The organism is Prescottella sp. D32 (assembly GCF_037287305.1).
Lineage (GTDB): Bacteria > Actinomycetota > Actinomycetes > Mycobacteriales > Mycobacteriaceae > Prescottella > Prescottella equi.
This window is the reverse complement of the sequence record NZ_JARBSW010000004.1, coordinates 221,502-246,351: the sequence shown is the minus strand read 5'-3', so window position 1 is coordinate 246,351 and position 24,850 is coordinate 221,502. Positions and strand designations below refer to the sequence as shown.

At 69.5% G+C, this 24,850-nt stretch carries 18 protein-coding genes; 9 read left to right on the top strand and 9 right to left on the bottom strand.

The genetic code is table 11. The annotated features are described in order from the left end of the window. Positions 1-70: 70 nt before the first annotated feature. From hisG to metH, 6 genes are all read right to left on the bottom strand, one after another. Entirely contained in the window at positions 71-922 is an 852-nt protein-coding gene (gene hisG / locus PSS76_RS18390; protein WP_005513241.1) for an ATP phosphoribosyltransferase, read from the bottom strand. Positions 923-986: 64 nt separating this feature from the next. Beyond that, positions 987-1,268, bottom strand: coding sequence for a phosphoribosyl-ATP diphosphatase (locus tag PSS76_RS18385; protein ID WP_172504527.1), 282 nt, complete (start codon positions 1,266-1,268; stop codon positions 987-989). Positions 1,269-1,289: 21 nt separating this feature from the next. Beyond that, the gene (locus tag PSS76_RS18380; RefSeq protein WP_064058813.1) at positions 1,290-2,177 is read right to left on the bottom strand and encodes a pseudouridine synthase; all 888 of its coding nucleotides are present in this window, start codon (positions 2,175-2,177) and stop codon (positions 1,290-1,292) included. Between the two features lie 9 nt (positions 2,178-2,186). Then, positions 2,187-3,038, bottom strand: a complete 852-nt coding sequence (gene trhO / locus PSS76_RS18375; protein WP_231812439.1) for an oxygen-dependent tRNA uridine(34) hydroxylase TrhO — start codon at positions 3,036-3,038, stop codon at positions 2,187-2,189. A 1-nt stretch (position 3,039) separates the two neighbouring features. After that, entirely contained in the window at positions 3,040-3,735 is a 696-nt protein-coding gene (locus PSS76_RS18370; protein ID WP_337456498.1) for an HAD family hydrolase, read from the bottom strand. Further along, on the bottom strand, positions 3,728-7,297 hold the full coding sequence (gene metH / locus PSS76_RS18365; protein WP_064058881.1) for a methionine synthase: 3,570 nt from the start codon (positions 7,295-7,297) through the stop codon (positions 3,728-3,730). The genes PSS76_RS18370 and metH overlap by 8 nt, the downstream gene beginning before the upstream one ends. Before the next feature lie 51 nt (positions 7,298-7,348). On the opposite strand from metH, the gene PSS76_RS18360 reads away from it, so the two are divergent. The 8 genes from PSS76_RS18360 to PSS76_RS18325 all read left to right on the top strand — a co-directional run bounded on the left by PSS76_RS18360 (position 7,349) and on the right by PSS76_RS18325 (position 20,563). Further along, a complete protein-coding gene (locus tag PSS76_RS18360) occupies positions 7,349-8,257 on the top strand; it encodes a PAC2 family protein (protein ID WP_005513249.1) in 909 nt (302 codons plus the stop codon). Further along, positions 8,254-9,405 carry an MFS transporter gene (locus PSS76_RS18355; protein ID WP_005513250.1) on the top strand — a complete coding sequence of 384 codons (1,152 nt, stop codon included), beginning with the start codon at positions 8,254-8,256 and terminating at the stop codon, positions 9,403-9,405. Before PSS76_RS18360 ends, PSS76_RS18355 begins: the two co-directional genes overlap by 4 nt. A gap of 175 nt (positions 9,406-9,580) precedes the next feature. After that, positions 9,581-10,651 (top strand): hypothetical protein, encoded by a 1,071-nt coding sequence (locus PSS76_RS18350; RefSeq protein WP_005513251.1) that lies wholly within the window; start codon positions 9,581-9,583, stop codon positions 10,649-10,651. Between the two features lie 115 nt (positions 10,652-10,766). Continuing rightward, the gene (locus PSS76_RS18345) at positions 10,767-12,215 is read left to right on the top strand and encodes a TIGR02677 family protein (RefSeq protein ID WP_164490701.1); all 1,449 of its coding nucleotides are present in this window, start codon (positions 10,767-10,769) and stop codon (positions 12,213-12,215) included. Further along, entirely contained in the window at positions 12,212-13,624 is a 1,413-nt protein-coding gene (locus PSS76_RS18340; protein ID WP_005513253.1) for a TIGR02678 family protein, read from the top strand. Before PSS76_RS18345 ends, PSS76_RS18340 begins: the two co-directional genes overlap by 4 nt. A 21-nt stretch (positions 13,625-13,645) precedes the next feature. Then, entirely contained in the window at positions 13,646-17,818 is a 4,173-nt protein-coding gene (locus PSS76_RS18335; RefSeq protein ID WP_081206116.1) for a TIGR02680 family protein, read from the top strand. Between the two features lie 481 nt (positions 17,819-18,299). Next, positions 18,300-19,136 (top strand): glycoside hydrolase family 19 protein, encoded by an 837-nt coding sequence (locus PSS76_RS18330; RefSeq protein WP_013416005.1) that lies wholly within the window; start codon positions 18,300-18,302, stop codon positions 19,134-19,136. A 170-nt stretch (positions 19,137-19,306) separates the two neighbouring features. Next, positions 19,307-20,563 (top strand): Nramp family divalent metal transporter, encoded by a 1,257-nt coding sequence (locus tag PSS76_RS18325; protein WP_005513257.1) that lies wholly within the window; start codon positions 19,307-19,309, stop codon positions 20,561-20,563. 14 nt (positions 20,564-20,577) lie between these two features. Here PSS76_RS18325 and PSS76_RS18320 read toward each other — a convergent pair whose 3' ends face one another. Together PSS76_RS18320 and PSS76_RS18315 are read right to left on the bottom strand one after the other, a co-directional pair. Next, the gene (locus PSS76_RS18320) at positions 20,578-21,540 is read right to left on the bottom strand and encodes an antibiotic biosynthesis monooxygenase (protein ID WP_337456497.1); all 963 of its coding nucleotides are present in this window, start codon (positions 21,538-21,540) and stop codon (positions 20,578-20,580) included. 1 nt (position 21,541) lies between these two features. Next, positions 21,542-22,108 carry a nucleoside deaminase gene (locus PSS76_RS18315; protein WP_337456496.1) on the bottom strand — a complete coding sequence of 189 codons (567 nt, stop codon included), beginning with the start codon at positions 22,106-22,108 and terminating at the stop codon, positions 21,542-21,544. 216 nt (positions 22,109-22,324) lie between these two features. On the opposite strand from PSS76_RS18315, the gene PSS76_RS18310 reads away from it, so the two are divergent. After that, complete coding sequence (locus PSS76_RS18310) at positions 22,325-23,602, top strand: ATP-binding protein (protein WP_005513261.1); 1,278 nt, start codon at positions 22,325-22,327, stop codon at positions 23,600-23,602. Between the two features lies 1 nt (position 23,603). Here PSS76_RS18310 and mshC read toward each other — a convergent pair whose 3' ends face one another. After that, complete coding sequence (gene mshC / locus PSS76_RS18305) at positions 23,604-24,845, bottom strand: cysteine--1-D-myo-inosityl 2-amino-2-deoxy-alpha-D-glucopyranoside ligase (RefSeq protein ID WP_064077371.1); 1,242 nt, start codon at positions 24,843-24,845, stop codon at positions 23,604-23,606. Positions 24,846-24,850 lie beyond the last annotated feature (5 nt).

Sequence of the window (24,850 nt, the reverse complement as noted above, 5' to 3'; positions counted from 1 at the left end):
GGCTTCGGACACAGACGGCGGTGACTCCCCGAGGGGAATCACCGCCGTCGACGTGTTCGAGAGTGCCGTGTCAGAAGGCGCGGCAGGACCGGATGTCGGAGGCGAGGATCGCCTTCGCCCCGAGATCGGCCAGCCGGTCCATGACCGCGTTGTGTCCCTTGCGCGGCACCATGGCCCGCACCGCAACCCAGTTCTCGTCCGCGAGCGGCGAGAGGGTCGGCGACTCGAGCCCCGGCGTGACCTTGACGGCCTCGTCGAGCGCCGTCTTGGGGCAGTCGTAGTCGAGCATCAGGTACTGCTGCGCGAACACGACGCCCTGCACGCGGGCGATCAGCTGGTTGCGAGCCTTGTCGGTGCGGTCCGAACCCTGACGCTCGATCAGCACGCCCTCGGAGTCGCACAGCGACTCGCCGAAGGCGACGAGGTTGTGCTGACGCAGCGTCCGCCCGGAGCCGACGACGTCGGCGATGGCATCGGCGACGCCGAGCTGGATCGAGATCTCCACGGCGCCGTCGAGACGGATGACGGTGGCCTCGAGGCCACGGGCGGCCAGGTCGGTGCGCACGAGGTTCGGGTACGACGTGGCGATGCGCAGACCGGCGAGGTCCTCGACACTCCAGTCCTTGCCCGCCGGTGCGGCGTACCGGAACGTGGAACCACCGAAACCGAGTGCGAGACGCTCGTCCACGGGCGCACCGGAGTCGCGTGCCAGGTCGCGGCCGGTGATGCCGAGATCCAGCTCGCCGGAACCGACGTAGATCGCAATGTCCTTGGGCCGCAGGAAGAAGAACTCGACGTTGTTGGTGGGATCGAGGACGGTCAGGTCACGAGAATCGGTACGGCGACGGTAGCCGGCTTCGGTCAGGATCTGGCTCGCGGACTCGGAGAGCGATCCCTTGTTGGGTACTGCGACGCGCAGCATGTGGGGTGGTCCTTCCGGGGATGGGTATCAGGAACCCAGGGGTGTCAGTGGCTCGGTGCGGCGATCACAGATGTCGGTACACGTCTTCGAGCTTGAGTCCCTTACCCACCATCAGAACCTGGACCCAGTAGAGCAGCTGAGAGATTTCCTCAGCGAGTGCCTCGTCGGTCTCGTGTTCGGCGGCGATCCAGACCTCGCCGGCCTCCTCGAGCACCTTCTTGCCCTGCGCATGGACACCTGCGTCCAGCGCGGCAACGGTGCCGGATCCCTCGGGGCGGGAGGCGGCGCGCTCGGTCAGCTCGGCGAACAGGGATTCGAAGGTCTTCACGGGTATCGATTGTCTCACGAGGCGACGAGCCGCCCGCACTCAGTACTCCAGGACCCGCCGGCTCTCGAACCGCCTGCTCTCGCCGGTGACCGGATCGTCGAATTCGAGGCTCCGCGCGAGAAGCCGCAGCGGGTCGGTGAAGTCGTCGCGATCGCGGCGTCGGAACTGCGGATAGAAGTTGTCGCCCACGATCGGCGCGCCGATCGCGTTCAGGTGCAGCCTCAACTGGTGGGTGCGGCCGGTCCTCGGGTGCAGCCGGTACCGCGCGAGGTCACCGCGGCGCTCGACCAGCTCGATCAGCGTCTCCGAATTCGGTTCTCCTGCTTCCTCGTACGCGGTGAGTTCGCCGTGCACCTTCACGATCCGGCTGCGCACGGTGCGTGGGAACTCGATGTCGCCGCGGTACGGCGCGATCGCCTCGTACACCTTGCGCACGCGTCGGCGCTCGAACATCTCCTGGTACGGGCGGCGCAGGCTGGGATCGGCAGTGCACAGCAGCACCCCCGCTGTCATCCGGTCCAGGCGGTGCACCGGGACCAGGTCCGGTAGGCCCAGGTCGCGCCGCAGACGCACGACGACCGTCTCCCGGATGTGTGCGCCGCGCGGAATCGTCGACAGGAAATGCGGCTTGTCGACAACGACCAGGCCGCCTACGTGATGCAGGACGTCGATGTCGAACGGCACCGGCACCTCCGGTGCCGGCTCCCGGTAGAAGTACACGAACCGGGTGGGCTGGTAGCCGGTCCCGTGGTCGACGACCCGCCCGTGTTCGTCGACCACCTCGCGGGCCGCGATCCGTCCCGCCCAGTCCTCATCGGGATGATGCGTGGTCAGGAACTCGACGATCGTGCGCGCGACCGCAGCCGCGGGCATGCGGATCCGGTCCGGACCGAGACCGTCCCGCACCGGCAGTGGGGCGCGTGCCATCGCCGTCGGTCAGGCGTCGGGCACGCAGGACTCGCACACGAGCACGAGCTCGCGGCCGCCCGTGTCCGGGTAGTTGCGGTACCGCGACGTCGGCTCCTGACACAGGGTGCAGGTGCCGAGGGTGACGGCGTTGCCGGAGAACTGCAGGTTCATCCGCTTGTCGAACACGTACAGCGAACCGTCCCACAAGCCCTCGTCGCCGTAGGCCTCGCCGTACCGGACGATGCCCCCGTCGATCTGGTAGACCTCCTCGAACCCGCGATTGCGCATCAGCGCGGACAACACCTCGCACCGGACACCCCCTGTGCAGTAGGTGACGACCGGCTTGGTCTTGAGGTGGTCGTAGCGACCGCTGTCGAGCTCGGACAGGAAGTCTCGCGTGGTCGCGACGTCCGGGACCACGGCGTTGCGGAATCGCCCGATCTCGGCCTCGAACTTGTTGCGCCCGTCGAAGAACACGACGTCGTCGCCACGATGTTCGACGAGCTCGTGGAGTTCGTCGGGCGACAGGTGGACCCCGCCGCCGACCACCCCGTCCGCGTCGACCTTCAGCTCGTCGGGGGCACCGAAGGTGACGATCTCGGGGCGGACCTTCACCGACAGCCGCGGGAAGTCGTCGCCGGTGCCGTCGGACCACTTGATGTCGGCGTCCTTGAACGGTGCGTACGAGCGCGTTCCCCGCACGTACCGCTTGACGTCGGCGATGTCGCCGCCGACAGTCGCGTTGATGCCGTGCTCGGAGATGAGGATCCGGCCGGTCAGGTTGTTCGACGCGGCGAGGGTCTGCTGCCACAACCGGATCGCCTCGGGGTCGGCGAGTGGCGTGAACCGGTAGAACAGAACGATCTTCGGGGTCGCCATGTCAGGCGGCCTCCTGCCGATGCAGCGCGAACAGATCCGGCACGGTGAGACCCTCGAGCGTCGTGCGGAAGATCCGACGCGGCGACTCGGGGACCGTCGTGATGGACGGAACCACCAGTACCGTGCAGCCCGCCGCCTCCGCCGCGGCGGCGCCGGTGGGCGAATCCTCCACCGCGAGGCACTCGGCGGTCTCGACACCGAGCAGTTCGGCCGCCCGCAGGTACGGCGCGGGATCCGGCTTACCCTCCGGCACCTCGTCGCCGCACACCGAGTGGTCGAAATGCTCGCGCCCGAGCGTGTCGAGCGCGAACTCGCACAGTTCCCGGTCGGTGTTGGTCACGAGCGCCGATCCGAGTCCCGCCGTGCGAACGGTGCGCAACGCCTGCTGTGCGCCCGGCCGCCACGGCAGTCCGGCCTCGAACAGCTTCCCCATCCTCGTGTACAGCCAACTCTTCGCGTCGGCCAGCGCGTCCGGATGCGGATCGAGGTCGAGCGCCGCGAACACCGTGATCAGCGCGTTGTAGCTGGATGCCCCGATGGTCGCCTGGCGGGTCTCCTCCGACATCGGGCCGCCGAGGTGCAGCGACAGCTCGCGGACCCCGATGTCCCACAGGTTCTCCGACTCGAGCAGCGTGCCGTCCATGTCCCACAGGACGGCCCGCAGCGTGCCGGCCTCCGCCGACGTTCGATCAAACATTGAAGTACTTGGCCTCCGGGTGATGCAGGACGAATGCGTCGGTCGACTGCTCGGGATGCAGCTGGACCTCCTCCGACAGCTCGACGCCGATCCGCTCCGGCTCGAGCAGCGCGACGAGCTTGCGCCGATCCTCGAGGTCCGGGCAGGCGCCGTAGCCGAAGGAATAACGCGCGCCCCGGTATTCGAGCTTGAAGAAGTCCTCGACATCCGAGGGGTCCTGCTCGGCGAGGTTGTGACCGCCGGGCAGCACCAGTTCCTCGCGGACCCGGCGGTGCCAGTACTCGGCCAGCGCCTCGGTGAGCTGGACGCCGATGCCGTGCACCTCGAGGTAGTCGCGGTAGGAATTCGCGGCGAACAACTCGTTCGCGAAGTCCGCGATGGGCTGGCCCATCGTCACGAGGTTCATGGGCAGCACGTCGACCTGCCCGTCCTTGCGGGCGTCGTCACGGGAGCGCACGAAGTCCGCGATGCACAGGAACCGATCGCGCTGCTGACGCGGGAACGTGAACCGGAACCGCTCGGGCGCATCGGGGTCCGGTGACTCGAGGACGATCACGTCGTCGCCCTCGGAGACGGCCGGGAAGTATCCGTAGACGACGGCGGCATGCTGGAGCACACCCTCCGTGCTCAGCCGGTCCAGCCAGTACCGCAGGCGCGGACGCCCCTCGGTCTCGACCAGTTCCTCGTACGTCGGGCCGTCGCCGGCCCGCTGACCGCGCAGACCCCACTGCCCCAGGAACAACGCACGCTCGTCGAGTAGACCCGAATACTCGGCCAGTGCGATGCCCTTCACGATGCGGGTACCCCAGAACGGCGGACTCGGCACGACGATGTCGGCGGCGACGTCGGACCGCTCCGGAACCTCGACGGGCGCAGACTCTGCCTTGCGCTTCTCCGCGATCCGCTTGGAGCGCTCATGCCTGGCCTTGCGCTCGGCCGCCTTCTCTGCGGCCGCGATCGCCTCCGGGCTGTCCGGTGCCGGACCCTCGCCGCGCTTGACGGCCATGATCGTGTCCATCAGATGCAGGCCCTCGAACGCGTCCCGCGCGTAGGAAACCTCGCCCTGGTAGACGTCGGACAGATCGTTCTCGACGTACGAGCGGGTGAGCGCCGCACCGCCGAGCAGGACCGGGAACTGCTCCGCGACACCCTTCGCGTTGAGTTCCTCGAGGTTCTCCTTCATCACGACCGTCGACTTCACGAGCAGACCCGACATGCCGATGACGTCGGCCTTCTTGTCGAGAGCGACGTCGAGGATGGTGGCGATCGGCTGCTTGATGCCGATGTTGACGACCTCGTACCCGTTGTTGGACAGGATGATGTCGACGAGGTTCTTACCGATGTCGTGCACGTCGCCCTTGACGGTGGCGAGCACGATCCGGCCCTTGCCCTCGTCGCCGGTCGACTCCATGTGCGGCTCGAGGTACGCGACCGCGGCCTTCATGACCTCGGCCGACTGCAACACGAACGGCAACTGCATCTGGCCGGAGCCGAAGAGCTCGCCGACGGTCTTCATACCCGAGAGCAGGGTCTCGTTGATGATCTCGAGCGGCGGACGCTCGACCATCGCGGCGTCGAGGTCGGCCTCGAGCCCGTTCCGCTCGCCGTCGACGATGCGCCGCTCGAGCCGCTCGAACAGCGGCAGCGCCGCCAACTCCTCGGCCCGTGACTCGCGCGCGGAGGCCGCCGAGACGCCCTCGAACAACTCCATGAGCTTCTGCAGCGGGTCGTACCCCTCGCGGCGACGGTCGTAGACCAGGTCGAGCGCGGTCTCGCGCTGCTCGTCGGGGATGCGCGCCATCGGCAGGATCTTCGACGCATGCACGATCGCCGTGTCGAGGCCGGCTTCGGTGCACTCGTGCAGGAACACCGAGTTCAACACCTGGCGCGCAGCGGGATTGAGACCGAACGAGATGTTCGAGATACCGAGCGTGAAGTGCACGTCCGGGTAGCGGCGCTTGATCTCGCGGATCGCCTCGATGGTCTCGATGCCGTCGCGGCGGACCTCCTCCTGGCCCGTCGAGATCGGGAACGTCAACGCGTCGATGATGATGTCCGACTGCGACAGGCCCCATGTGGTGGTGATGTCCTGGATCAACCGCTCGGCGATCCGGACCTTGTGCTCGGCGGTGCGGGCCTGGCCCTCCTCGTCGATCGTGAGCGCCACGACCGCGGCACCATGCTCCTTGACCAGCTTCATGATTCGCTGGTAGCGCGAGTTCGGGCCGTCGCCGTCCTCGTAGTTCACCGAGTTGACGGCGCAGCGGCCACCGAGATGCTCGAGCCCGGCGCGGAGCACCTCGGGCTCGGTGGAGTCGAGCATGATCGGCAGCGTCGACGCGGTCGCGAATCGGCTTGCGAGCGCGGCCATGTCGGCGGCGCCGTCACGACCGACGTAGTCGACGTTGAGGTCGAGCATGTGTGCGCCGTCGCGGGTCTGGTCCTTCGCGATGTCGATGCACTTCTGGTAGTCCTCGGCGATCATGGCCTCGCGGAACGCCTTGGAGCCGTTGGAGTTCGTCCGCTCACCGATCATCAGGATCGAGGCGTCCTGATCGAACGGCACCGCCTGGTACAGCGACGACGTCCCGTCCTCGGGCTCCGGCGTGCGCTTCGCCTGCTCGACCCGGCGGACGGCGTCGGCGACCTGACGGATGTGTTCGGGGGTGGTGCCGCAGCAGCCACCGATGAACGACAGACCGAACTCGCTCACGAAGCCCGACAGCGCGACCGCGAGTTCGTCGGCCGACAGCGGGTACTCGGCACCGTTCGGACCCAGCTGCGGCAGACCGGCGTTCGGCATCACCGACACCGGCAGCTTCGAGTGCCGCGACAGGTGGCGCAGGTGCTCGCTCATCTCGTCCGGGCCGGTGGCGCAGTTGAGGCCGATCATGTCGATGCCGAGCGGCTCGAGCGCCGTGAGCGCGGCGCCGATCTCGCTGCCGAGCAGCATCGTGCCGGTCGTCTCGACCGTGACGTGGGTGATGATCGGCAGGCGGCGCCCCAGCTTCTCCATCGCGTGCTGGCTGCCGATGATCGCAGCCTTCACCTGGAGCAGGTCCTGGCAGGTCTCGACGAGGATCGCGTCGGCGCCCCCCTCGATCATGCCGAGCGCAGACTCGGTATAGGCGTCACGCAGGACCGCGAACGGGGCGTGGCCGAGGGTGGGCAGCTTGGTGCCCGGACCCATCGAGCCGAGCACGAACCGGCCCATGCCGTCGCGGCCGGGACCCATCTCGTCCGCGACCTCGCGGGCGATCCGGGTACCGCGCTCGGACAGGTCCCGGATGCGGTGGGCGATGTCGTAGTCGGCGAGGTTCGGGAGGTTGCAACCGAAAGTGTTGGTTTCGACCGCGTCGGCGCCGGCCTCGAAGTACGCGCGGTGGATGTCGCGCAGCACGTCGGGACGGGTCTCGTTGAGAATCTCGTTGCAGCCTTCGAGCCCGAGGAAGTCGTCGAGAGTCAGATCCGCGGCCTGCAACATCGTGCCCATGGCGCCGTCGCCGATGACAACGCGCTGCTTCAGCGCATCGAGCAGGGCAGAGTGGAATGGTGCAGACATGCCGTCCACAGTAGTGGGCGGCTCGTCGGCCCCTGGTCGTAGGCTGGGTGGGTGAGTTCACCCGAGTTCCCCGACACCTCCGCTGCGGACGAAACCGACGCGGACGTGCCACCCCTGCGCGATCCCGTGCTGATCGCCGCTTTCGAAGGCTGGAACGATGCCGGCGACGCCGCCAGCGGTGCCGTCGAGCACCTCGAGTTGACGTGGGACGCCAAGCCGCTCGCCGAGTTGGACTCCGAGGACTACTACGACTACCAGGTCAACCGGCCGATCATCCGGCAGGTCGACGGCGTCACCCGCGAGATCGTCTGGCCCACCACCCAGTTGTCCCTGTGCACCCCTCCGGGCAGCGACCGCGACGTGCTGCTGCTGCGCGGTATAGAGCCGAACATGCGCTGGCGCAGCTATTGCGACGAGCTGCTCGAGTTCGTCGAGGAGCTCGGCGTGCACACGGTGGTGATCCTGGGCGCGCTCCTGGCGGACACCCCGCACAGCCGACCGGTGCCCGTGACCGGCACGGCGCACAGCATCGAGGCCGCCGAGCAGTTCAGCCTCGAGAAGTCCCGCTACGAGGGCCCGACCGGAATCGCCGGCGTGCTGCAGGACGCGTGCGTCAAGGCGGGCGTTCCTGCCGTCTCGTTCTGGGCCGCGGTCCCCCACTACGTGTCGCAGCCGCCCAATCCCAAGGCGACGGTCGCGCTGCTCCAGCGCGTCGAGGAGGTCCTCGACATCGAGGTGCCGCTCGGTGATCTGCCCAACCAGGCAGAGGACTGGGAGGAGTCGGTGTCGGAGATGACCCGCGACGACGAGGAGATCGCCGAGTACGTGCGCTCGCTCGAGGAACGCGGCGACGCCGAGACCGACATCTCCGACGCGATCTCCAAGATCGACGGGGACGCGCTGGCGGCCGAGTTCGAGCGCTATCTGCGTCGCCGCGGACCGGGGCGTTTCGGGGCGTGACGGCGGACGGCGCCGCCGGTCCGCGCGCGACGCTGCAACGCTCGGCGCTGTACGCCGGCGGATTCCTGGGTCCGTTCGGCGGCGGTGTCGTCACATCGATGCTCCCCGAGATCGGCGACGGACTCGGGACCGACGCCGCTGCGGCGGCGTCCTCGCTCACCGCCTATCTGCTTCCGTTCGCGCTCGTCATGCTCGTCTCGGGCACGCTCGGCGCACGCTGGGGTCGGATGCGGACCGTGCGGGTGGCGTACGGGGTGTACCTCGCGGCGTCGCTGGCCTGTTTCGCGGCCCCGACACTCGAACTGTTCCTCGGTGCCCGCGTTCTCCAGGGCTGCGCGAACGCGTTCACCACTCCCCTGCTGCTGGCGACGCTCGCCGCGATGACGCCGCAACACAAGCTCGGCCGCGCCCTCGGCGCGTTCGGCGCGCTGCAGGCGGCCGGGCAGACCAGCGCCCCGCTGATCGGCGGCCTGGCCGCCGAAGCCGACTGGCGTCTGGCATTCCTCGCGATCGCCCTCGTCGCCGCGCTGCTCGGCGCGGTGGGCCTGCCCGACGCCGCACGCACCATTCCGGCCGACACCGGAGCCCGGCTGCGCGACGCGTTGCGGCCGGACGTGCTCCGAGTGGGTGTCGTCGCCCTGCTCGGGTGGGGAGCTCTCGGCGGCCTCGGCTTCCTGCTCGCCTTCCGCGCCGAGGACGTCTTCGGCATGAGCCCGGCCGCCCGCGGGCTGCTGCTGACCGGCTTCGGCGTCGCAGGCATACTCACCGCGCGCCCGGTCGGCACCCTGATCGACCGGATCGGCGCCCGCAGGACGGTCGTGCTGGGCGCCGTCGCCGGCGCCACGCTCGTGGCCGTGGCGGGAACCGTCGGCTACGTCGCAGTCGCGGCGATCGCCTGGTTCGTTGCCGGGGTCGCGTCGCAGTTCCTGCTGGTCGGCGTCAATGCCGCAGTTCTGGGCGCCGAGGGCGGCAACCGCGGCGGCGCGGTGTCGGTGGTGCAGTCGTTCCGGTTCTCGGGAGCGGCACTCGCGCCGCTCACCCTCACCCCGCTGTACGCGACCCATCCGAGCGCGAGCTTCCTGGTGCCCGCGCTGCTTCTCGCGATCCTGCCGCCGCTGCTCATGCCCCGGGGCCCGCGCGCCGACTGAAGCGCCCTCGACCTCCGTAGCCGATCTCGAGACAGGCGCCCGAACACGCGACATTCGCCGCGATGATTCGGTAATTCCTTATGTTCCGTCCCCTACCGACTTCCGAGCGACACGCCGCTCAGGTTTCGGAGTTTCTATTGGTTCCGTAGTGCACAGAGTGACTACTGTGACGAATGTGAGCATCACCGACGTTGCCCCGAATCCTCGCCCCGAGCGCAGCATCGACATCTACCGCCGCGCCGTGGCCTGGCTGGAAGGCGCACTGCCCAACGGCTGGACCGTGTCGGCGGATCGCCCCCGCTCCCCCGCCGCACCCAATCGACTTCTCGTCACCGCCCCCGACGGCGACACCGTCTCGTACGCGATCGTGACGTCCAAGGGCGTACTGAGCGGCGACATCGCCCGCATCGCGAACGAACTGTCCGACAGCGACCGCGGGTTCGTGTGCGCGCACTACCTGTCCGACCCGGTGCGCCGGCAACTCGACTCGCACGGCATTTCCTACGCCGACGCCACGGGCAACCTCACGCTCGTCGCGGACCGGCCGGCGATCTGGGTGCGGAACCGGGGTGCGGACGCGGACCCGTGGCGCGGCCCGGGTCGCCCGTCCGGCGTCCTCACCGGTGAGCCGTCCGAACGCGTCGTGCGCGCTCTCGCCGATCACGTCGGCGAAATGTCGGTGCCCGAATTGATCAAGCTCTCGGGCGCGTCGACGGGTGCCGCCTACCGCGTCGTGGAAGTGCTCTTCGAGCGCGAACTCCTCAGCCGGATGCCCCGCGGCCCCGTCACCGACGTCCGCTGGGAGCACATGCTGCGGGCGTGGGCCACCGATCGCAAGCCCTGTCGCACGCGGCGTTTCGCGTCGCCCGACGGCCTCGACGACCTGCGGTCCCGACTCGCCGCGAGCAGCGGGGACCCGGGCTACGCGGTCACCGGGATCGGTGCCACCGACTACGCCCGGCCCGACGTGCTCGAACTGTATGCCGACGACGTCGACGCCTTCGCATCCGAGTTCGATCTGCGCCCCGTCGACGGCGGTGGCGATGTCGTGATCGCCACGCCGTGGTCGGCGGTGGTGTTCGAGCGCATGCAGATCCGCGAGGGACTGCGCTGCGTCGCCCCGTCGCACGCCTACGCAGACCTCGTCGCCGGTCCGTTCCGGCACCCCGATGCCGCCGACTACCAGCTGACGACGATGCGCGCGGACGAGTCCGGCTGGCGCCGCGAGATGCGCCGAGCGCGGTGACCGACCGGCGTGTTCGCTCGTCGGAGGGCCGACGCCCTAGGCTGTCACGGTGAGCGATTCAGGTGACCCGCGCGCGTCCGCCGCGGACGTCGACTTCGCCGTGCGCGAGGACCGGTTGCGACTGTTCTCCTTCACCACGGCGGAGAAACGCACCGACTACCTGTGGGTGATGCGGGCGTTCGACCACGCGCGTGCCAACTACGTTGTCCTGCTGCATGCCGGCGAGGTCGCCGACATCCTCGCCCGTATCGCCGACGACGATCCGTCGGGTGCTCTCACCGCCGGTGAGATCCCGCCCCTCCTCGACCAGTTGCACACGTGGGGCGTGCTCGAACGCAGCTACGACGGCAGCCGCGCCGCGACGCTCGCCGAGTACCGGAACCGGCACTTCGTGTACCAGTTCAGCCAGGCCGGCTACCTCGCGTTCCGGGCGGTCGAGGACCTGCTGGGTGCACGGCTCGAGGACGCGACGCTCTCCCGGCTCGCGCTGCCCGACCTGTTGTCCGACCTCGAGGAACTCGCGCAGGCGAACCGCTGCGGCGACGGTGATCTCATCTATCGCAAGCTCGCGCGGCTGGATTCGACGCTCACCGACATGGCGGCCCGCGCCGCCCAGTTCTATCTGATGCTGGGCGATCTGGTGCGCACGACGGAGATCACGCCGGAGGCGTTCCTCTCGCACAAGGACGCGCTGCTCAGTCACATGCGCGAGTTCAGTTCCGACCTCGCGCGGTACGCGCCGAAGCTCGGTGCCGCGATCGAGAACGTGGAGGCGACCGGCATCGAATCGCTGATCACCCGTGCCGCCGCGAGCGACGACCGGGTGTTCCTCTCCCGCGAGGAACGCGAATCCGATTGGCGGGCGCGGTGGTCGGGCCTGGCGCAGTGGTTCGTCGCGGCCGCCGGGCCGAGCGAGTCGGACAGGCTGCGCGAGGGCACGATGAGCGCGATCGCGGCAGTGCTCTCGCTGCTGCGCCGCGTCACCGAGACCAGACGCGGCGGCGTGAGCCGCGAGAGTCAATTGCGGCACCTGGCCGGCTGGTTCGCCGCAACCCCGGACGAGGAATCGGCCCACGCGCTGTTCCAGCTCGTCTTCGACCTGGGTCGCCCTCGACACCTGTCGATGGTGCACCCGGACGCGGACATCATTCCCGAGTCCCGGTCGTGGTGGGACGCCACTCCGGTGGAGATCTCCCGCACGCTCGCCGAGACCGGCCGGGCCGCCCAGCCCGGTATGCCGTCGCGCATGCAGCGCAACGAAGGCAGCATCCGCCGCCTCCGGGAGGAACAACTCGCCGCCCAGCGGGCGCGGGCGATCGCGGCGTCGTCGCTGGCGGCTTCCGGAGCGTACGACCGGGTGCTCGACGAGCAGGAGACCGACGTCCTGCTCAGCCTGCTCAATGCCGCACTCACCGCCCGGGTGCCGGTCACCGGAACCGTTCCCAGCTCCACCGGGTCGGAGAACGGCGTCAAGCTCACACTGAGCCCGCACGGGGAATCGACCGTCGTGCACACCGCTCGCGGCAGGCTCCATCTGGACGGACTGCGGGTGAGCGTCCGATGAGGAACCGTTCCGTCTCCCCACTCGACCTCGATTCGTACCAGCGGGCCGCGCGGGTGATCCTCTCGAATCACCTTGTGACGCAGACGTATCCTGATCGCCTCGCGCTGCCGCTGCTGCGCCGGTGGGCCACCGAGCTGCGCGACGACCTGCTCGAGTTGTTCGGCTACCGACTCGAGGTCACCGAGACCACCGCGCGCCTGTTCACAGTGACGGACCGGCTCGAACCCGGCGCGCCCGCCCGCACCGGCACCGATCGCCCCTTCGACCGGCATCGCTACGCGTACCTGGCGCTCGCCCTCGCCGCGCTCGGCCGCGCCGGCAACCAGATCACCCTGTCGGAACTGGCCGATCACGTCGCATCCGAGGCCACGCAGGTCGCCGGAGTGACGCTGTCCACCGACCGCGCGGCCGACCGGGACGCGTTCGTCGACGCCGTCGGCTGGCTCGCCGCGCGCGGCGCGATCGTCCTCGCCGACGGTGACGCGGGCGGATGGGCGTCGAATCCCGATGCGGGAGAGGCACTCTACGACATCGACCGCTCGGTCGTGGTGGCGCTGTTCCGGCCGCCCCGGGCACTGCAGCACGTGACGTCGGTGCGCTCGCTGCTCACCGGTGAGCCGGCGCCCCTCGACGACGACATCACCGCCTACCGACCCACCGACGCGCGCGAGACCGCCCGGCGGATGCGGCGCGCCCTCGTCGAGCGTCCGGTCGTGTATGCCGACACCCTCACCGACGACGAGCGACTGCAGCTGGCGCTGCCGCGCACCGCCGCCGACGTCGAGGATCTCACCGGGCTCGTGGCCGAGCGCCGCGCCGAGGGCATCGCGATGATCGATCCGTCCGGTCGGATGTCCGACGTGCGGTTCCCCAGCACCGGCACCATCGCACAGGTCGCGTTGCTCCTGGCCGGCGAGATGGCCGACCGGGTCCTCGATCTCGATGCTGCCCCTCTCCCCCGGCACCCGCTGCCGACCACCGATCAGGCCGAGCTGATCGAGCGGCTGGACTCGGCGATCCCCCGATCGGGGATCTTCGAGCAGTTGGCCGACCCGTTCGAGTCGGCCGAGTCAGCGGAGTCGGCGGGATACGCCGCCGACGACCGTGACGACCCGATCGAACCCGCCCGCTACGCGCTCCTCGACGACGACTGGGTGACCGGGGCCGTCGACGAACTGGTACTCCGGTTCGGGCGCACCTTCGCCGCGCAATGGCAGGCGGACCGCAACGGCTTGCGCCGCAACGCCGTCGCGCTCCTCGATCGGTTGCAGCTCGTCCGCAGTGTCGACGGCGGCGTACTCGTGCTGCCGCCGATCGCCCGGTTCCGTGGCGTCGTCGTCAACATCCGCGACCGGAGCGCCCAGTCCGAGTTGTTCCACGAACCGGTCTCCGCCGAGAAGCACTCCTAGAGAAGTAGAGGCATTTTTCGCATGGCATCTGCGCGTTTCAAACCGACCCGCGCCGGGATCATCAATCTCTGGGACTACCGCGACCAGGAGTTCTCGTTCGCGGACGGCCGGCTGGTGCTCCGGGGCCCGAACGGTTCGGGCAAGACGAAGGCGCTCGAGGTGCTGTTCCCGTTCGTGTTCGACGGCCGCATCGAGCCGCGGCGACTGAACCCGTTCGCGGGCGAGGAGCGGACGATGAAGTCCAATCTGCTGTATCGGGGCCAGGATTCGGCGCACTCCTACGTGTGGATGGAGTTCGCCCGCGGGCCGCAGGACGACCCCGAGGCCGTCACCGTCGGAATCGGCATGCGCGCGAGCCGGCAGAACGACAAGGTCACCCGGTGGTACTTCGTCGCCGACGGCCGGGTCGGCGTGGACTTCTCGCTCCTCGGCGACGACGACCGGCCGTTGACGAAGAAGCAGCTCGCCGAACAGCTTGGCAGCGACGCGATCACCGATCGTCCCGTCGACTACCGCGCCGCCATCGATGCGCGGCTGTTCGGGCTCGGCGCCGAACGGTACGACCAGCTGATCAACCTGATCCTGACGCTGCGGCGTCCGCAGCTGGCGAAGAACCTCGACCCCAAGGGGCTGTCGCAGGCCCTCACGGACGGTCTGCGCCCGCTCGACGAGCAGCTCGTGCTCGAGGCGGCCCGCTCCTTCAGCGACATGGAAGAGGTAGGCCGCGCCCTCGAGGGTCTGGCCGCCGCGGATCAGGCGGCGCAGAGCTTCGTGACCGTGTACTCGAAGTATCTGGCGCAGCAGGCCCGCACGGACGTCGAACAGGTGGCGCGACGCCTCGAATCGGTGGACCGCGCCCGGTCGGTGCTCGACGCGGCGGTCGCGCTGCAATCGTCGCGACAGGAGGAGCGACTGCTCGCCGAGGACCGCTTCACCGCCGCCGAGCGCGCCCTCGAGCAGGCCCGCGCCGACCTCGACACCCTGCAACGCTCGGGTGCCTACGAGGGCAAACAGCAGCTCGACGACCTCGCGGCCGCCGTCGCACAGCTGAAGCTGTCGACCGAGCAGCAGGCAGACAAGGCCCGCAAGGCGCAGGCCACGCTCGAACAGCGCACCGGCGAGGCAACGCGCGCCACCGAATCGGTGCGGACCGCCACCGCGGCACTGGTACGCGCCGAGACCGAACTGGCCGAGGCCGCCGAGCAGGCCGGCATCGCGTGGACCCCGCTGCCGGAGGGCTCGCGATCGGATCAGATCATCGCCGCGGTCCGCGGGCACGCCGAGGAACGCGACGGCGACGTCCGCGCCGTGCGCGCCGCCCTCGCCACCGTCGAGAAGGCGAACACCGAACGCGAACGCGCGGACCGGGCCGCCGACAAGGGACGCGAACTGCTCGAGGCCGCACAGGCCGCGGTCGCCGAAGCCGAGGCGACGGTGGAGCTGGCCCGGGCGGATTGCGCGGCGGCGTTGCGCTCCTGGTGGACCGAGCATTCCGCCGACTACGCCGCGATCGGCGTGACCGCGGACCTGTTCGCGGCACTGGACAAGGCGCTCGCGCAGGCCGGCGACGACGACTCCCCCAGTCTGAGCACCGTGCTGCACGAGCACGTCGAAGCCGCGCTCGACGAGCAGCGGGCCCGCCGCCGCGAGGCCGCCGCCGCGCAGGCGGCCGCGACCGCCCGGATCGCGGAACTGCAGACCGACCGCAAGCACGTCGCCGCCGAGAAGGACGACGCCCCTGCCCGATTCGCGTCCCGCACCGGGGACCGCAGCGAACTGCCCGGAGCTCCGCTGTGGCGTCTCGTGCGCTTCGCCGACGACGTCGAACCCGTCATCGCTGCAGGCGTCGAGTCCGCGCTCGCTGCCGCGAACCTCCTCGACGGGTGGGTGCTTCCCACCGACGATGCGCCGGCCGACATCGAGTCCGAGCAGTTCCTCGAGCCGCTGCCGGAAGACCGCCGCCCGCAGGGCGCGACCCTCGCCGACGTGCTCGCCGTGGAAAGCGATACCGGAGTGCCCGAAGAGCGGGTCCGGGCGATCCTCGACTCGGTCTCGCTGGACCGCGACGGCAGCGCCCGCGACACGCACGTCGGGATCGGAGTCGACGGACGGTTCTGGCAGGGCATAGCGCGGGGCCGGCACGTCAAGGCCGACGCCGAGTACATCGGCACCACGGCGCGCGAACGTCGCCGCGCCCAGCGCATCGACGAACTCGACGCCGAGATCACCGCGGCGGAGGACGCCCGGACCGCCGCCCGCGCGGTCGAAGGCGACGCGAAGGCACTGCTCGACACGCTCGCGGGCGCCGCGAAGTCTCTTCCGCGCACCGGTGCCGTCCTCGCCGCGCTCAAGAAGCTGACCGAGGCGGCCGGAGCGCTGCGAACCCGGTCGGAGTCGACCGAGTCGTCCGGCCAGGAACTCGACCAGGCCATCGCCGATCACACGGCGAAGGAGAAGCAACTTCGGGCCGTCGCGGTCGCGCATCGGGTGTCGCACCACGCCCGTGACGTCGATGCCCTCGCCGCGTCGATCCGGCACTTCGAGAGCCAGGGCGAACAGCTGTTGCGCTGCCGCCGGGAGCACGAGAAGGAACTGGAACTCCACCGTGAGGCCGAGGACCGGCTCGAGGAGGCCCGCGGCAACACCGAGGAGTTCGTCGAGGAGGCAGCGGTCGCCGAGGAGAACTACGCGCAGCAGGTCTCGCGCCTCGAGACGCTGCGCGAGGCGTTGGGAGCGAGCGCCGAACAGATCGATGCCGATCTCGAGGAAGCGCGGGCGCGGATCGAGGTGTGCAAGACCGAACAGCGGGCGGCACGCAAGGCCTACGACGCGGCGGTCGAGCAGATCGGCAAGGCCGAGGGTGCGCACAACGCAGCCGTCGAAGGACTGCGCAGCGCGCTCACCGAGACCCGGACCGACGCCGACCGACTGGCACCGTACGCGCGACGTGACCTCCTCGACCTGCTGCGGGTCGAGGGCGAGCACACCTGGCCGCAGAGTGCGGCCGCGTGGCTCACCCCGGACCAGCTCGTCTACCGGATCGTCACCGAGGGCGATCCGGACGCACCGATCCTGCCGGCCGAGGTCGCGGCGCTCTATCGCGCGATGGACGCCGCGACCGCGTCCGTCCGGACCAGCGAGAACGCGAAGAAGTCGACCCGGTCGGCGCTCACCGCGGCACTGCAGGACTTCGACGCGCAACTGGCCGCGGCTGGTCAGGACTACCGCCTGCAGTGGGACGCGCCGGACGGGCTGACCGTCGTCCGAGTCCAGGACGATCAGGGCTACTCGTCGATCGGCGAGTTCTCGACGCGGATCGCGGCGGCACGTCAGGACCAGGAGGTCCTGCTCACCGACTCCGAGCGGCGCATCCTCGAGGACGCGCTGCTGACCGGCCTCGCCCAGCAGATCCACGAGCGCACCGCGGACGCCCGTGACCTGATCGCCCAGATGGGTGCCGAGATGCGCGAGCGGCGCATGTCGTCGGGCAGCACGATCGGCGTGCACTGGGTACTCGCCGACAACCTCGACGACACCTCCCGTGCAGTGTCCAAGCTGTTGGACCGCGCGCCCGCGGCGTTGAGTGCCGACGAGCTGGCGACCATCCGCGCCCACTTCGCGGCGCAGGTGCGCATCGCCCGGGCCGCGCACCCGGAGCGCTCGTACCCCGAGATCCTCGCGTCGGCGCTCGACTACCGCCGGTGGCGGGTGTTCTCGTTCACATTGATCGGCGGGGACGGCAGCGAGGACCGTCTCACCGTGGCGCGGCACAGCGCGCTGTCCGGTGGCGAGCAATCGGTATCCCTGCACCTTCCGCTGTTCGCTGCCGCGCACGTGATGCTCTCGTCGGCCGATCCGCACTCGCCCCGCCTGCTGGGCCTCGACGAGGCCTTCGCTGGTGTCGACGACAACGGGCGCAGCGAATTGCTGGGTCTGAGTGTCCAGTTCGATCTCGACCTGTTCATGACCGGCTACGACCTCTGGATCACGTACCCGGGCGTTCCGGGGTGCGCGCACTACGACCTGGCGCACTCGACAGCCGAACAGAGCGTCAGCGCGGCACTGCTCGTCTGGTCCGGCGGCGACCTGCTCGCCGAGCACGACGGCAGCGATCTCGCCCGGGCCCTGGGGTCACCGCTGCGGCGCCGCGTGCCCGCCACGGCGGACGGTGGTCTGGAGTTCGCGGACGCGTAGGGACGCCGGGCGGCGCCGTTCGTTGCCCCCACCCGAGGAGGCCGACGGGTCGAGGCACGGGGTCGCAGACATGTATCGGTCGGCGGCGGTGATGTCACGAACCGATGTCACGAACCGGTCTCGTGGGCGCCGATCGCGGTTCATCTTCGCGCTCGTGTGGAGCCGATTGCGGGGCTGGAAGGTCACGACGAGGGGTTTCCCTCCCCCACCCGAGCCACGAGGAAAGGCTCACCTACCAGGCCTGAGGGCACAAAGCCCGTAACGACACGCCGACAGATTTGTGATCTGAATCACTTTCGGTGCCCAGAGTGGCGCTCGTCTCGATCACTTGAAGATCTTTGGTAACGGCCTGTTATCTGGTTGTGACATTGCCGTGACCACCCGGTGATCCGACGGTCTCGATCCCGAGGACCACTTCCGATGATACCGGTGTTCACGCCCGAAGCGGCTGCACCCGCAGCCCCCAGCCGGAGCATGAGCCTTGCACAACACTCCTGACTGCACGACCGATCGCAAGAGCGGCACCCAGCGCGGACTCCTGTCGCGAGCCCGTGTCGCCGTCCTCGCAACCGCCACCGTCGCCGGGCTCTGCGCCGGCAACCTCGCGACCGGACCGGTCGCCTCCGCGAGCGTCACGCCTTCGTTACCCACCGCGCCCGCCCAGTTCCTCGACACCGCCGGCCTGCTGAAGGCGCTCGAGCTGCCCCAGTCCTCGACCGCTCCCGCACCCGTCCCGCAGGCGCGCGTCGTGCCGGAACCTGCACTGCCGGCACCCCCGCCCCCGCCGGCCCCCGCGTCCGTCACCCTGGACGAGCTCGTCAACATCGTCCCGCAGGTGGCGCCCGACCGCTTGGCACAGTACGTCGCACCGCTCAACGAGGCACTCGCGAAGGCCGCGATCGACACCCCGCTCCGCAAGGCCGCATTCATCGCCCAGCTCGTGGTCGAATCCGACTCGTTCCGCACGTTCGAGGAGTACGCGTCCGGTCGCGCCTACGAGGGCCGCTCGGATCTCGGCAACTTCGCACCCGGCGACGGCGAGCGGTTCAAGGGTCGCGGCGCAATCCAGGTGACCGGACGCCACAACTACGAGAGTGTGAGCCAGTACCTCGGGATCGACTTCGTCGCGAACCCCGAGCTGATGGCGACACCGGAGAACGCCTTCGAGACCGCCGCCTGGTACTGGCAGTCCCGCAACCTCAATGCCGTGTCGGACTCCGGCAGCATCGAGAGCGTCTCCCGCATCGTCAACGGCGGGACCCACGGCCTGCCGCAGCGCATCGACAGCTTCCAGCGCGCGCTCTCCGTCTTCCACTGACGGCCCACCTCGTCGCCCCCTGCCGGACACCCCGTCCGGCAGGGGGCGATTCGCGTTGAACCCGCGTCGATTGAAAGTTCGGCTCCCCGAACTCTATAGTACGAATAAGCGAATCACCGCGCGTTCGGTGCTCGCTGCCCGTACCCGGCAAGTTCGACGAGCGGAGTCCCGTGAGCACCGAGATCGACGCCCCCACCCCGCTCCGACGGCGCGGTGGGGGTCTGCGCTCCGTAGCCCTCATGGGTCCCGCTTTCGTCGCCGCAATCGCATACGTCGACCCGGGCAACGTCGCGGCCAATCTCACCGCCGGCGCCAAGTACGGCTACCTCCTCGTGTGGGTACTCGTGCTCGCGAACGCGATGGCGGTCCTGATCCAGTACCTCTCGGCGAAGCTCGGCCTGGTCACCGGGCGATCCCTGCCGGAGATGCTGGGCCGGCGACTGCGGAAGGGCAACCGCCGCGCGTTCTGGCTGCAAGCGGAGGCGATGGCCGCCGCGACCGACCTCGCAGAAGTGATCGGCGGCGCAATCGCGCTGCATCTGCTGTTCGGCCTGCCTCTGTTCGTCGGCGGCCTGGTCACCGGCGTGGTGTCGATGGTCATCCTGTCCGTCCAGTCGCGCCGCGGCCAACGAACCTTCGAATTCGTGGTGATGGGACTGCTGGCGATCATCACGATCGGCTTCCTCGCCGGACTGTTCTTCACCGATGTCGCGGTCGGCGAGGCGGCGACCGGCCTGCTGCCGCGCTTCGAGGGCACCGAGACCGTGCTGCTCGCGGCCGGCATGCTCGGGGCCACCGTCATGCCGCACGCCATCTACGTGCACTCCGCACTCGCCCGCGATCGGCACGGCGCGGCAGGGCACGGCCCTCGCCTGCACCGTCTGTTGCGGGTCACGCGATGGGACGTCACGGCGGCACTCGTCGTGGCAGGCGGAGTCAACATCGGCATGCTGCTCCTCGCCGCGTCGGCGTTGCGCGGGGTCCCGGGCACCGACAGTATCGAGGGCGCCCACGCCGCCATCCAGGCGTCGCTCGGCCCCGGCATAGCGGTCGTCTTCGCCGTCGGCCTGCTCGCATCCGGCCTGGCGTCGACATCGGTGGGGTGCGCCGCCGGGTCCGAGATCATGCACGGCCTGCTGAACATGCGGATCCCGGTACTCACCCGACGAGTAGTCACCCTCATCCCCGCTCTGATCGTGCTCGGGATCGGCGTCGATCCGACGTACGCGCTCGTGATCAGTCAGGTCGTGCTGAGCCTGTGCATCCCGTTCGCACTGGTCCCACTCGTGCGGATGACGTCGGATCCCGAGTTGATGGGTCCCGAACGGAACGCCCCCGCCACCACCGCCGTCGCGTGGATCTGTGTCGGACTCGTCACGGCGCTGAACATCGCGCTGTTGTGGCTGACCGTGACGGGGTCGGGGTAGCGGGAGGTCCGCGATCAGGGCAGGGACCACACCACCGTGGTCGCGAGCCAGAACACGACTGCCGCCACTGCGAGGAATCCCACCGAGACCACCAGCCCGATCGTGTCGACGCGCCCGATCGACGCGTCGCCCGGTTCGAGCCAGAAACGCAGGACTCGGGTGACCACGGGCATCACCACCCACGTCAGCAGACACACCGAGGCGATGTTGCCGATCAGCAGACTCGCCCACAGGGGCGCGTCCGGCCACAACTCGTCGATGGTGATGGTGAGAACCACCACGAGCGGGTACAGCCCCACCAGCACCGACAACGCGGTCTTCCACGACGGCACCTTCGCCTCCCCGGCCCCGCCCGCCGAGAACCACGATCCGTACGGGCTCGGGATCGGCCGCACGGTGAAGTCCCTGAACTCCTGTCCCTCAGCGAGCAGCGCCGCCCGTTCCGGTGACCCTAGCCACCGGTCGAGGTCGGCCTGGGAGTCGAACGTGAACAGGATCGTCCAGTCGTCCTGCACCCCCGGTATCGGAGGGTGCCACTCTGAGCCCCGAAAGCCCGGGAACGTCTTCTCCGCGTCGGTGATTCGGTGCTGCCACGCCACGAACTCGGGCTCGCGGCCCGGCACCGGCGGATGCGACACCACGACGGTCACCGCCTCCGAAGCGTTCTCGGGCAGCACGTTCTGGGTGGGTGTCTCGGCGAACAGAGCGGCGCCGCCGTCCACCAGTTTCCGCCGCCGGCCGCTGTCGAGCCAGGCGCGGAGGTGATCGAGCGAATCGAAGCTGTACACCACCGACCACTCGGAGCCGCCCATCGACGGCGGCACCATCTCCGAACCGAGGAAACCGACGAACGTCGCTGCGGCCGAATCCACTTCGCCCTGCCATCGCCGGAAGTCGGCGTCGGCCCCCGGGCGGAGCCGATGGGTGACGACGACCGTCGCGGGTCGAGGATTGCTCGCAGGCGGCTCGGGCGCCATGTCAGTACGGATGTTTGTCGGGCTTCTCGGCCCACGTCGCGTACGCAGCTGCGCCCAGGTCGGCGCGCAGTTGCTCGACCTTGATGGACCGCTCCGCGAGCGGACGGGTGAAATCCTCGTACTGGAACGCGTCGTCGAAGCCGATGTGGCTCGTGGCCGCCAGATCACTCGCGAAGTACACCGCGTCGAGCCGTGACCAGTAGATCGCACTCATACACATCGGACACGGCGCCCCGCACGTGTAGATCTCCATCCCCATCAACATCCGTGCCCGTTCGGGTACCCGATCCGGCGAGCCCTCCGGCCGCGGCACCAGCTTCAGGGTGGACTCGTCGACGTGCTCGCGCGAGATGCTCGGCGCCGCCGCGTTGAGTACCTGGACGGCCTTGCGGATGGCCTCGATCTCGCCGTGGGCCGTGACGTCGCCGGTGAGCAGGACGCGGTTCTGGCCGCGCGCGACGATGTCCCCGTCACGGGCGATCACCGCCCCGAACGGACCACCCCAGTTGTTCTCGACCGACTCGATCGCGAGTCGGCACGCCTCGTTCATGAGCTCGTCCGGTGGCATGGCCGACCGCCTCCACACGTCGCAGGGACCCCCACAATCTAACGACCAGGTGAGCCGCACCACAGCGGTTTGGCGTCGAACATGCAGATGACCAGGGGATTTGCCGCATATCAGGGTCGTTGCAATTCCCGCCTCGGGCTGACAGCCCCGAGAGCGCGGTGTCTACTCGTAGGACCCGACGACGTGACCGACCCGATCGGATCGAGGTGACCGCACATGCCGGTGTGGCGATTGCGCGACTTTCAGAACGACGACCTGGACCAGGCCATCCAGATCTGGGACCAGAGTCGCATCCCGGGCTCGTCCGAACCGGTGTTCACACTCGCGGAGGTGATGGCGGCGGCCCGCGCCGGCCAGCCCGCGGTGGTCGCAACCGTCGGGGACGAACTGGTGGGCATGGCGGTCGCACAGGTGCACGGCGAACGGGCGTGGATCCTGCTCGTCGCGCTCGGCTCACGCTGGCGCAACCGTGGCATCGGGAGCGCCCTGCTCGCGAACCTCGAGCGACGACTGCGCAGCGCGGGCGCCCACCGCATCTCGGCGGTGATGCCCGATGCCGCCACCGGATCCGCGGCGTTCGAGCACTCGGGATACCTCCGTCGCGACGGCCTGGTCTATTACGAACTGCTCGAACCGTTGGGCCCGGACAAGACTCTGCTCAGTGAGCTCGGCGGCCGGGTGATGCCGGAAGGACTGTGGCACACCATGTCCGGCATGGAGGGAGTCAAGGAGGTCATCGAGCGCCGCATCGTCTCGCCGCTCGAGAACCCCGACCTCGCCGACCGCTACGGCGTTCAGCCGCCCAAGGCGGTGATCCTGTTCGGCCCGCCCGGCACGGGCAAGACCAGCTTCGCCAAGGCCATCGCGTCACGCCTCGACTGGCCGTTCGTCGAACTGTTCCCGTCCCGCCTCGCCGCATCGTCCGAGGGCGGGCTCGCCGCGTCCCTGCGCGAGGTGTTCGCGGATCTGGCCGAACTCGACGAGGTGGTGTTGTTCATCGACGAAGTCGAGGAGATCGCAAGCGCCCGAACCGGAGTCGCCACCAACCCCGCGCACGGCGTCACGAACGAACTGCTCAAACTCATTCCCGCGTTCCGGGAGGGCGAGCGCCGACTGATGGTCTGTGCCACCAACTCGGTGCATTCCCTCGACTCCGCTTTCCTGCGGCCGGGGCGCTTCGACTACGTGATCCCCGTGGGCCCGCCCGACGAGCCGGCCCGCAAGGCCGTCTGGCACCGGTATCTCGGCGCATCGGCGGCGCACGTCGATCTCGACCGACTCGTCGAGGCGAGCGAGCTGTTCACCCCGGCCGACATCGAGTTCGCGTCCCGGAAGGGTTCTCAGGCCGCTTTCGAACGCGAGGTCACCGAGCGATCGGGCAGACCGGCCACCACCGACGACTACCTCGCGGCGATCGCCGACACCCGACCGACCCTCACCACCGAACTACTCACCGAATTCGAGGCGGACAGCGAGAAGTTCACCCGGCTGTAGGTCAGCGCAGTTCGACGCCCAGCAGCGCATCCACCGCGGCCGCGAAGGCACCCGGCGCCCCCGCGTCCGGACCCCCGTGATCGACGGCACGCCGGGCCCAGCCGTCGAGCGCGTCGAGGGCCTTGGGGGTGTCCAGGTCGTCCGCGAGATGCTGCCGCAGCCGCGCCACGGTGTCCTCGGCCGACGGGGCGGACTCGAGCGCGGCGGCCTTGCGCCACAACGCGAGCCGCTCCTGCGCGTCTGCCAGCACGTGATCGGTCCACGGACGGTCGACCCGGTAGTGCCCCGAGAGCAGACCGAGCCGGATCGCGGCGGGATCGACACCCTCGCCGCGCAGCTTCGAGACGAACACGAGGTTGCCGCGACTCTTGGACATCTTCTCGCCGTCCAGACCGATCATGCCGGTGTGCACGTAGTGGCGGGCGAAACGATCGGTGCCGGTGGCAGATTCGGCGTGCGCCGCCGAGAACTCGTGGTGCGGGAAGATCAGGTCGCTACCGCCGCCCTGGATGTCGAAACCCGAGCCGATGCGGTTGAGCGCGATCGCGGCGCACTCGATGTGCCAGCCGGGACGGCCCGGGCCGAACGGCGACGGCCACGACGGCTCGCCCGGACGCTGCGCCCGCCACACCAGAGCATCGAGCGGATCCCGCTTGCCGGGCCGGTTCGGATCGCCGCCGCGCTCGGCGAAGAAGTGGTCCATGGTCGCCCGGTCGTAGCCCGACTCGTAACCGAACTGCGCGGTCGCATCCGCGCGGAAGTAGACGTCGGGGTACTCGGGGTCGTCGACCACGTACGCCGCACCGGACGCGACGAACTTCTCGACCAACTCGACGACCTCGCCGATCGACTCCACGGCCCCGATGTAGTCCTGCGGCGGGAGCACCCGCAGCGCCTCCATGTCCTCACGGAAGAGCGCCGTCTCCCGCATGCCGAGCACCACCCAGTCCTCGCCGTCGCGGTCGGCGCGCTCGAACAGCGGGTCGTCGACGTCGGTGACGTTCTGCACGTAGTGCACGGCGTGACCGGCGTCCCGCAGCACCCGGTTCACCAGGTCGAACGTCAGATAGGTGGCGGCGTGACCGAGGTGGGTCGCGTCGTACGGTGTGATGCCGCACACGTACATCTTCGCCGTCGCGCCCGGAGTGACCGGCCGCACCTGCCGATCCGCGGTGTCGTAGAGCCGGAGGGCAGGCCCCTGACCGGGCACGGACGGGACAGCGGTGTCGGACCAAGACTGCATGGGAA

Bases quoted from the DNA above. Each gene is read 5' to 3' on its own strand.
- hisG (WP_005513241.1), bottom strand. From the start codon at position 922: ATGCTGCGCGTCGCAGTACCCAACAAGGGATCGCTCTCCGAGTCCGCG.
- PSS76_RS18380 (WP_064058813.1), bottom strand. From the start codon at position 2,177: ATGGCACGCGCCCCACTGCCGGTGCGGGACGGTCTCGGTCCGGACCGG.
- trhO (WP_231812439.1), bottom strand. From the start codon at position 3,038: ATGGCGACCCCGAAGATCGTTCTGTTCTACCGGTTCACGCCACTCGCC.
- PSS76_RS18370 (WP_337456498.1), bottom strand. From the start codon at position 3,735: ATGTTTGATCGAACGTCGGCGGAGGCCGGCACGCTGCGGGCCGTCCTG.
- metH (WP_064058881.1), bottom strand. From the start codon at position 7,297: ATGTCTGCACCATTCCACTCTGCCCTGCTCGATGCGCTGAAGCAGCGC.
- PSS76_RS18340 (WP_005513253.1), top strand. From the start codon at position 12,212: ATGAGGAACCGTTCCGTCTCCCCACTCGACCTCGATTCGTACCAGCGG.
- PSS76_RS18335 (WP_081206116.1), top strand. From the start codon at position 13,646: ATGGCATCTGCGCGTTTCAAACCGACCCGCGCCGGGATCATCAATCTC.
- PSS76_RS18320 (WP_337456497.1), bottom strand. From the start codon at position 21,540: ATGGCGCCCGAGCCGCCTGCGAGCAATCCTCGACCCGCGACGGTCGTC.
- PSS76_RS18315 (WP_337456496.1), bottom strand. From the start codon at position 22,108: ATGCCACCGGACGAGCTCATGAACGAGGCGTGCCGACTCGCGATCGAG.
- PSS76_RS18310 (WP_005513261.1), top strand. From the start codon at position 22,325: ATGCCGGTGTGGCGATTGCGCGACTTTCAGAACGACGACCTGGACCAG.
- mshC (WP_064077371.1), bottom strand. From the start codon at position 24,845: ATGCAGTCTTGGTCCGACACCGCTGTCCCGTCCGTGCCCGGTCAGGGG.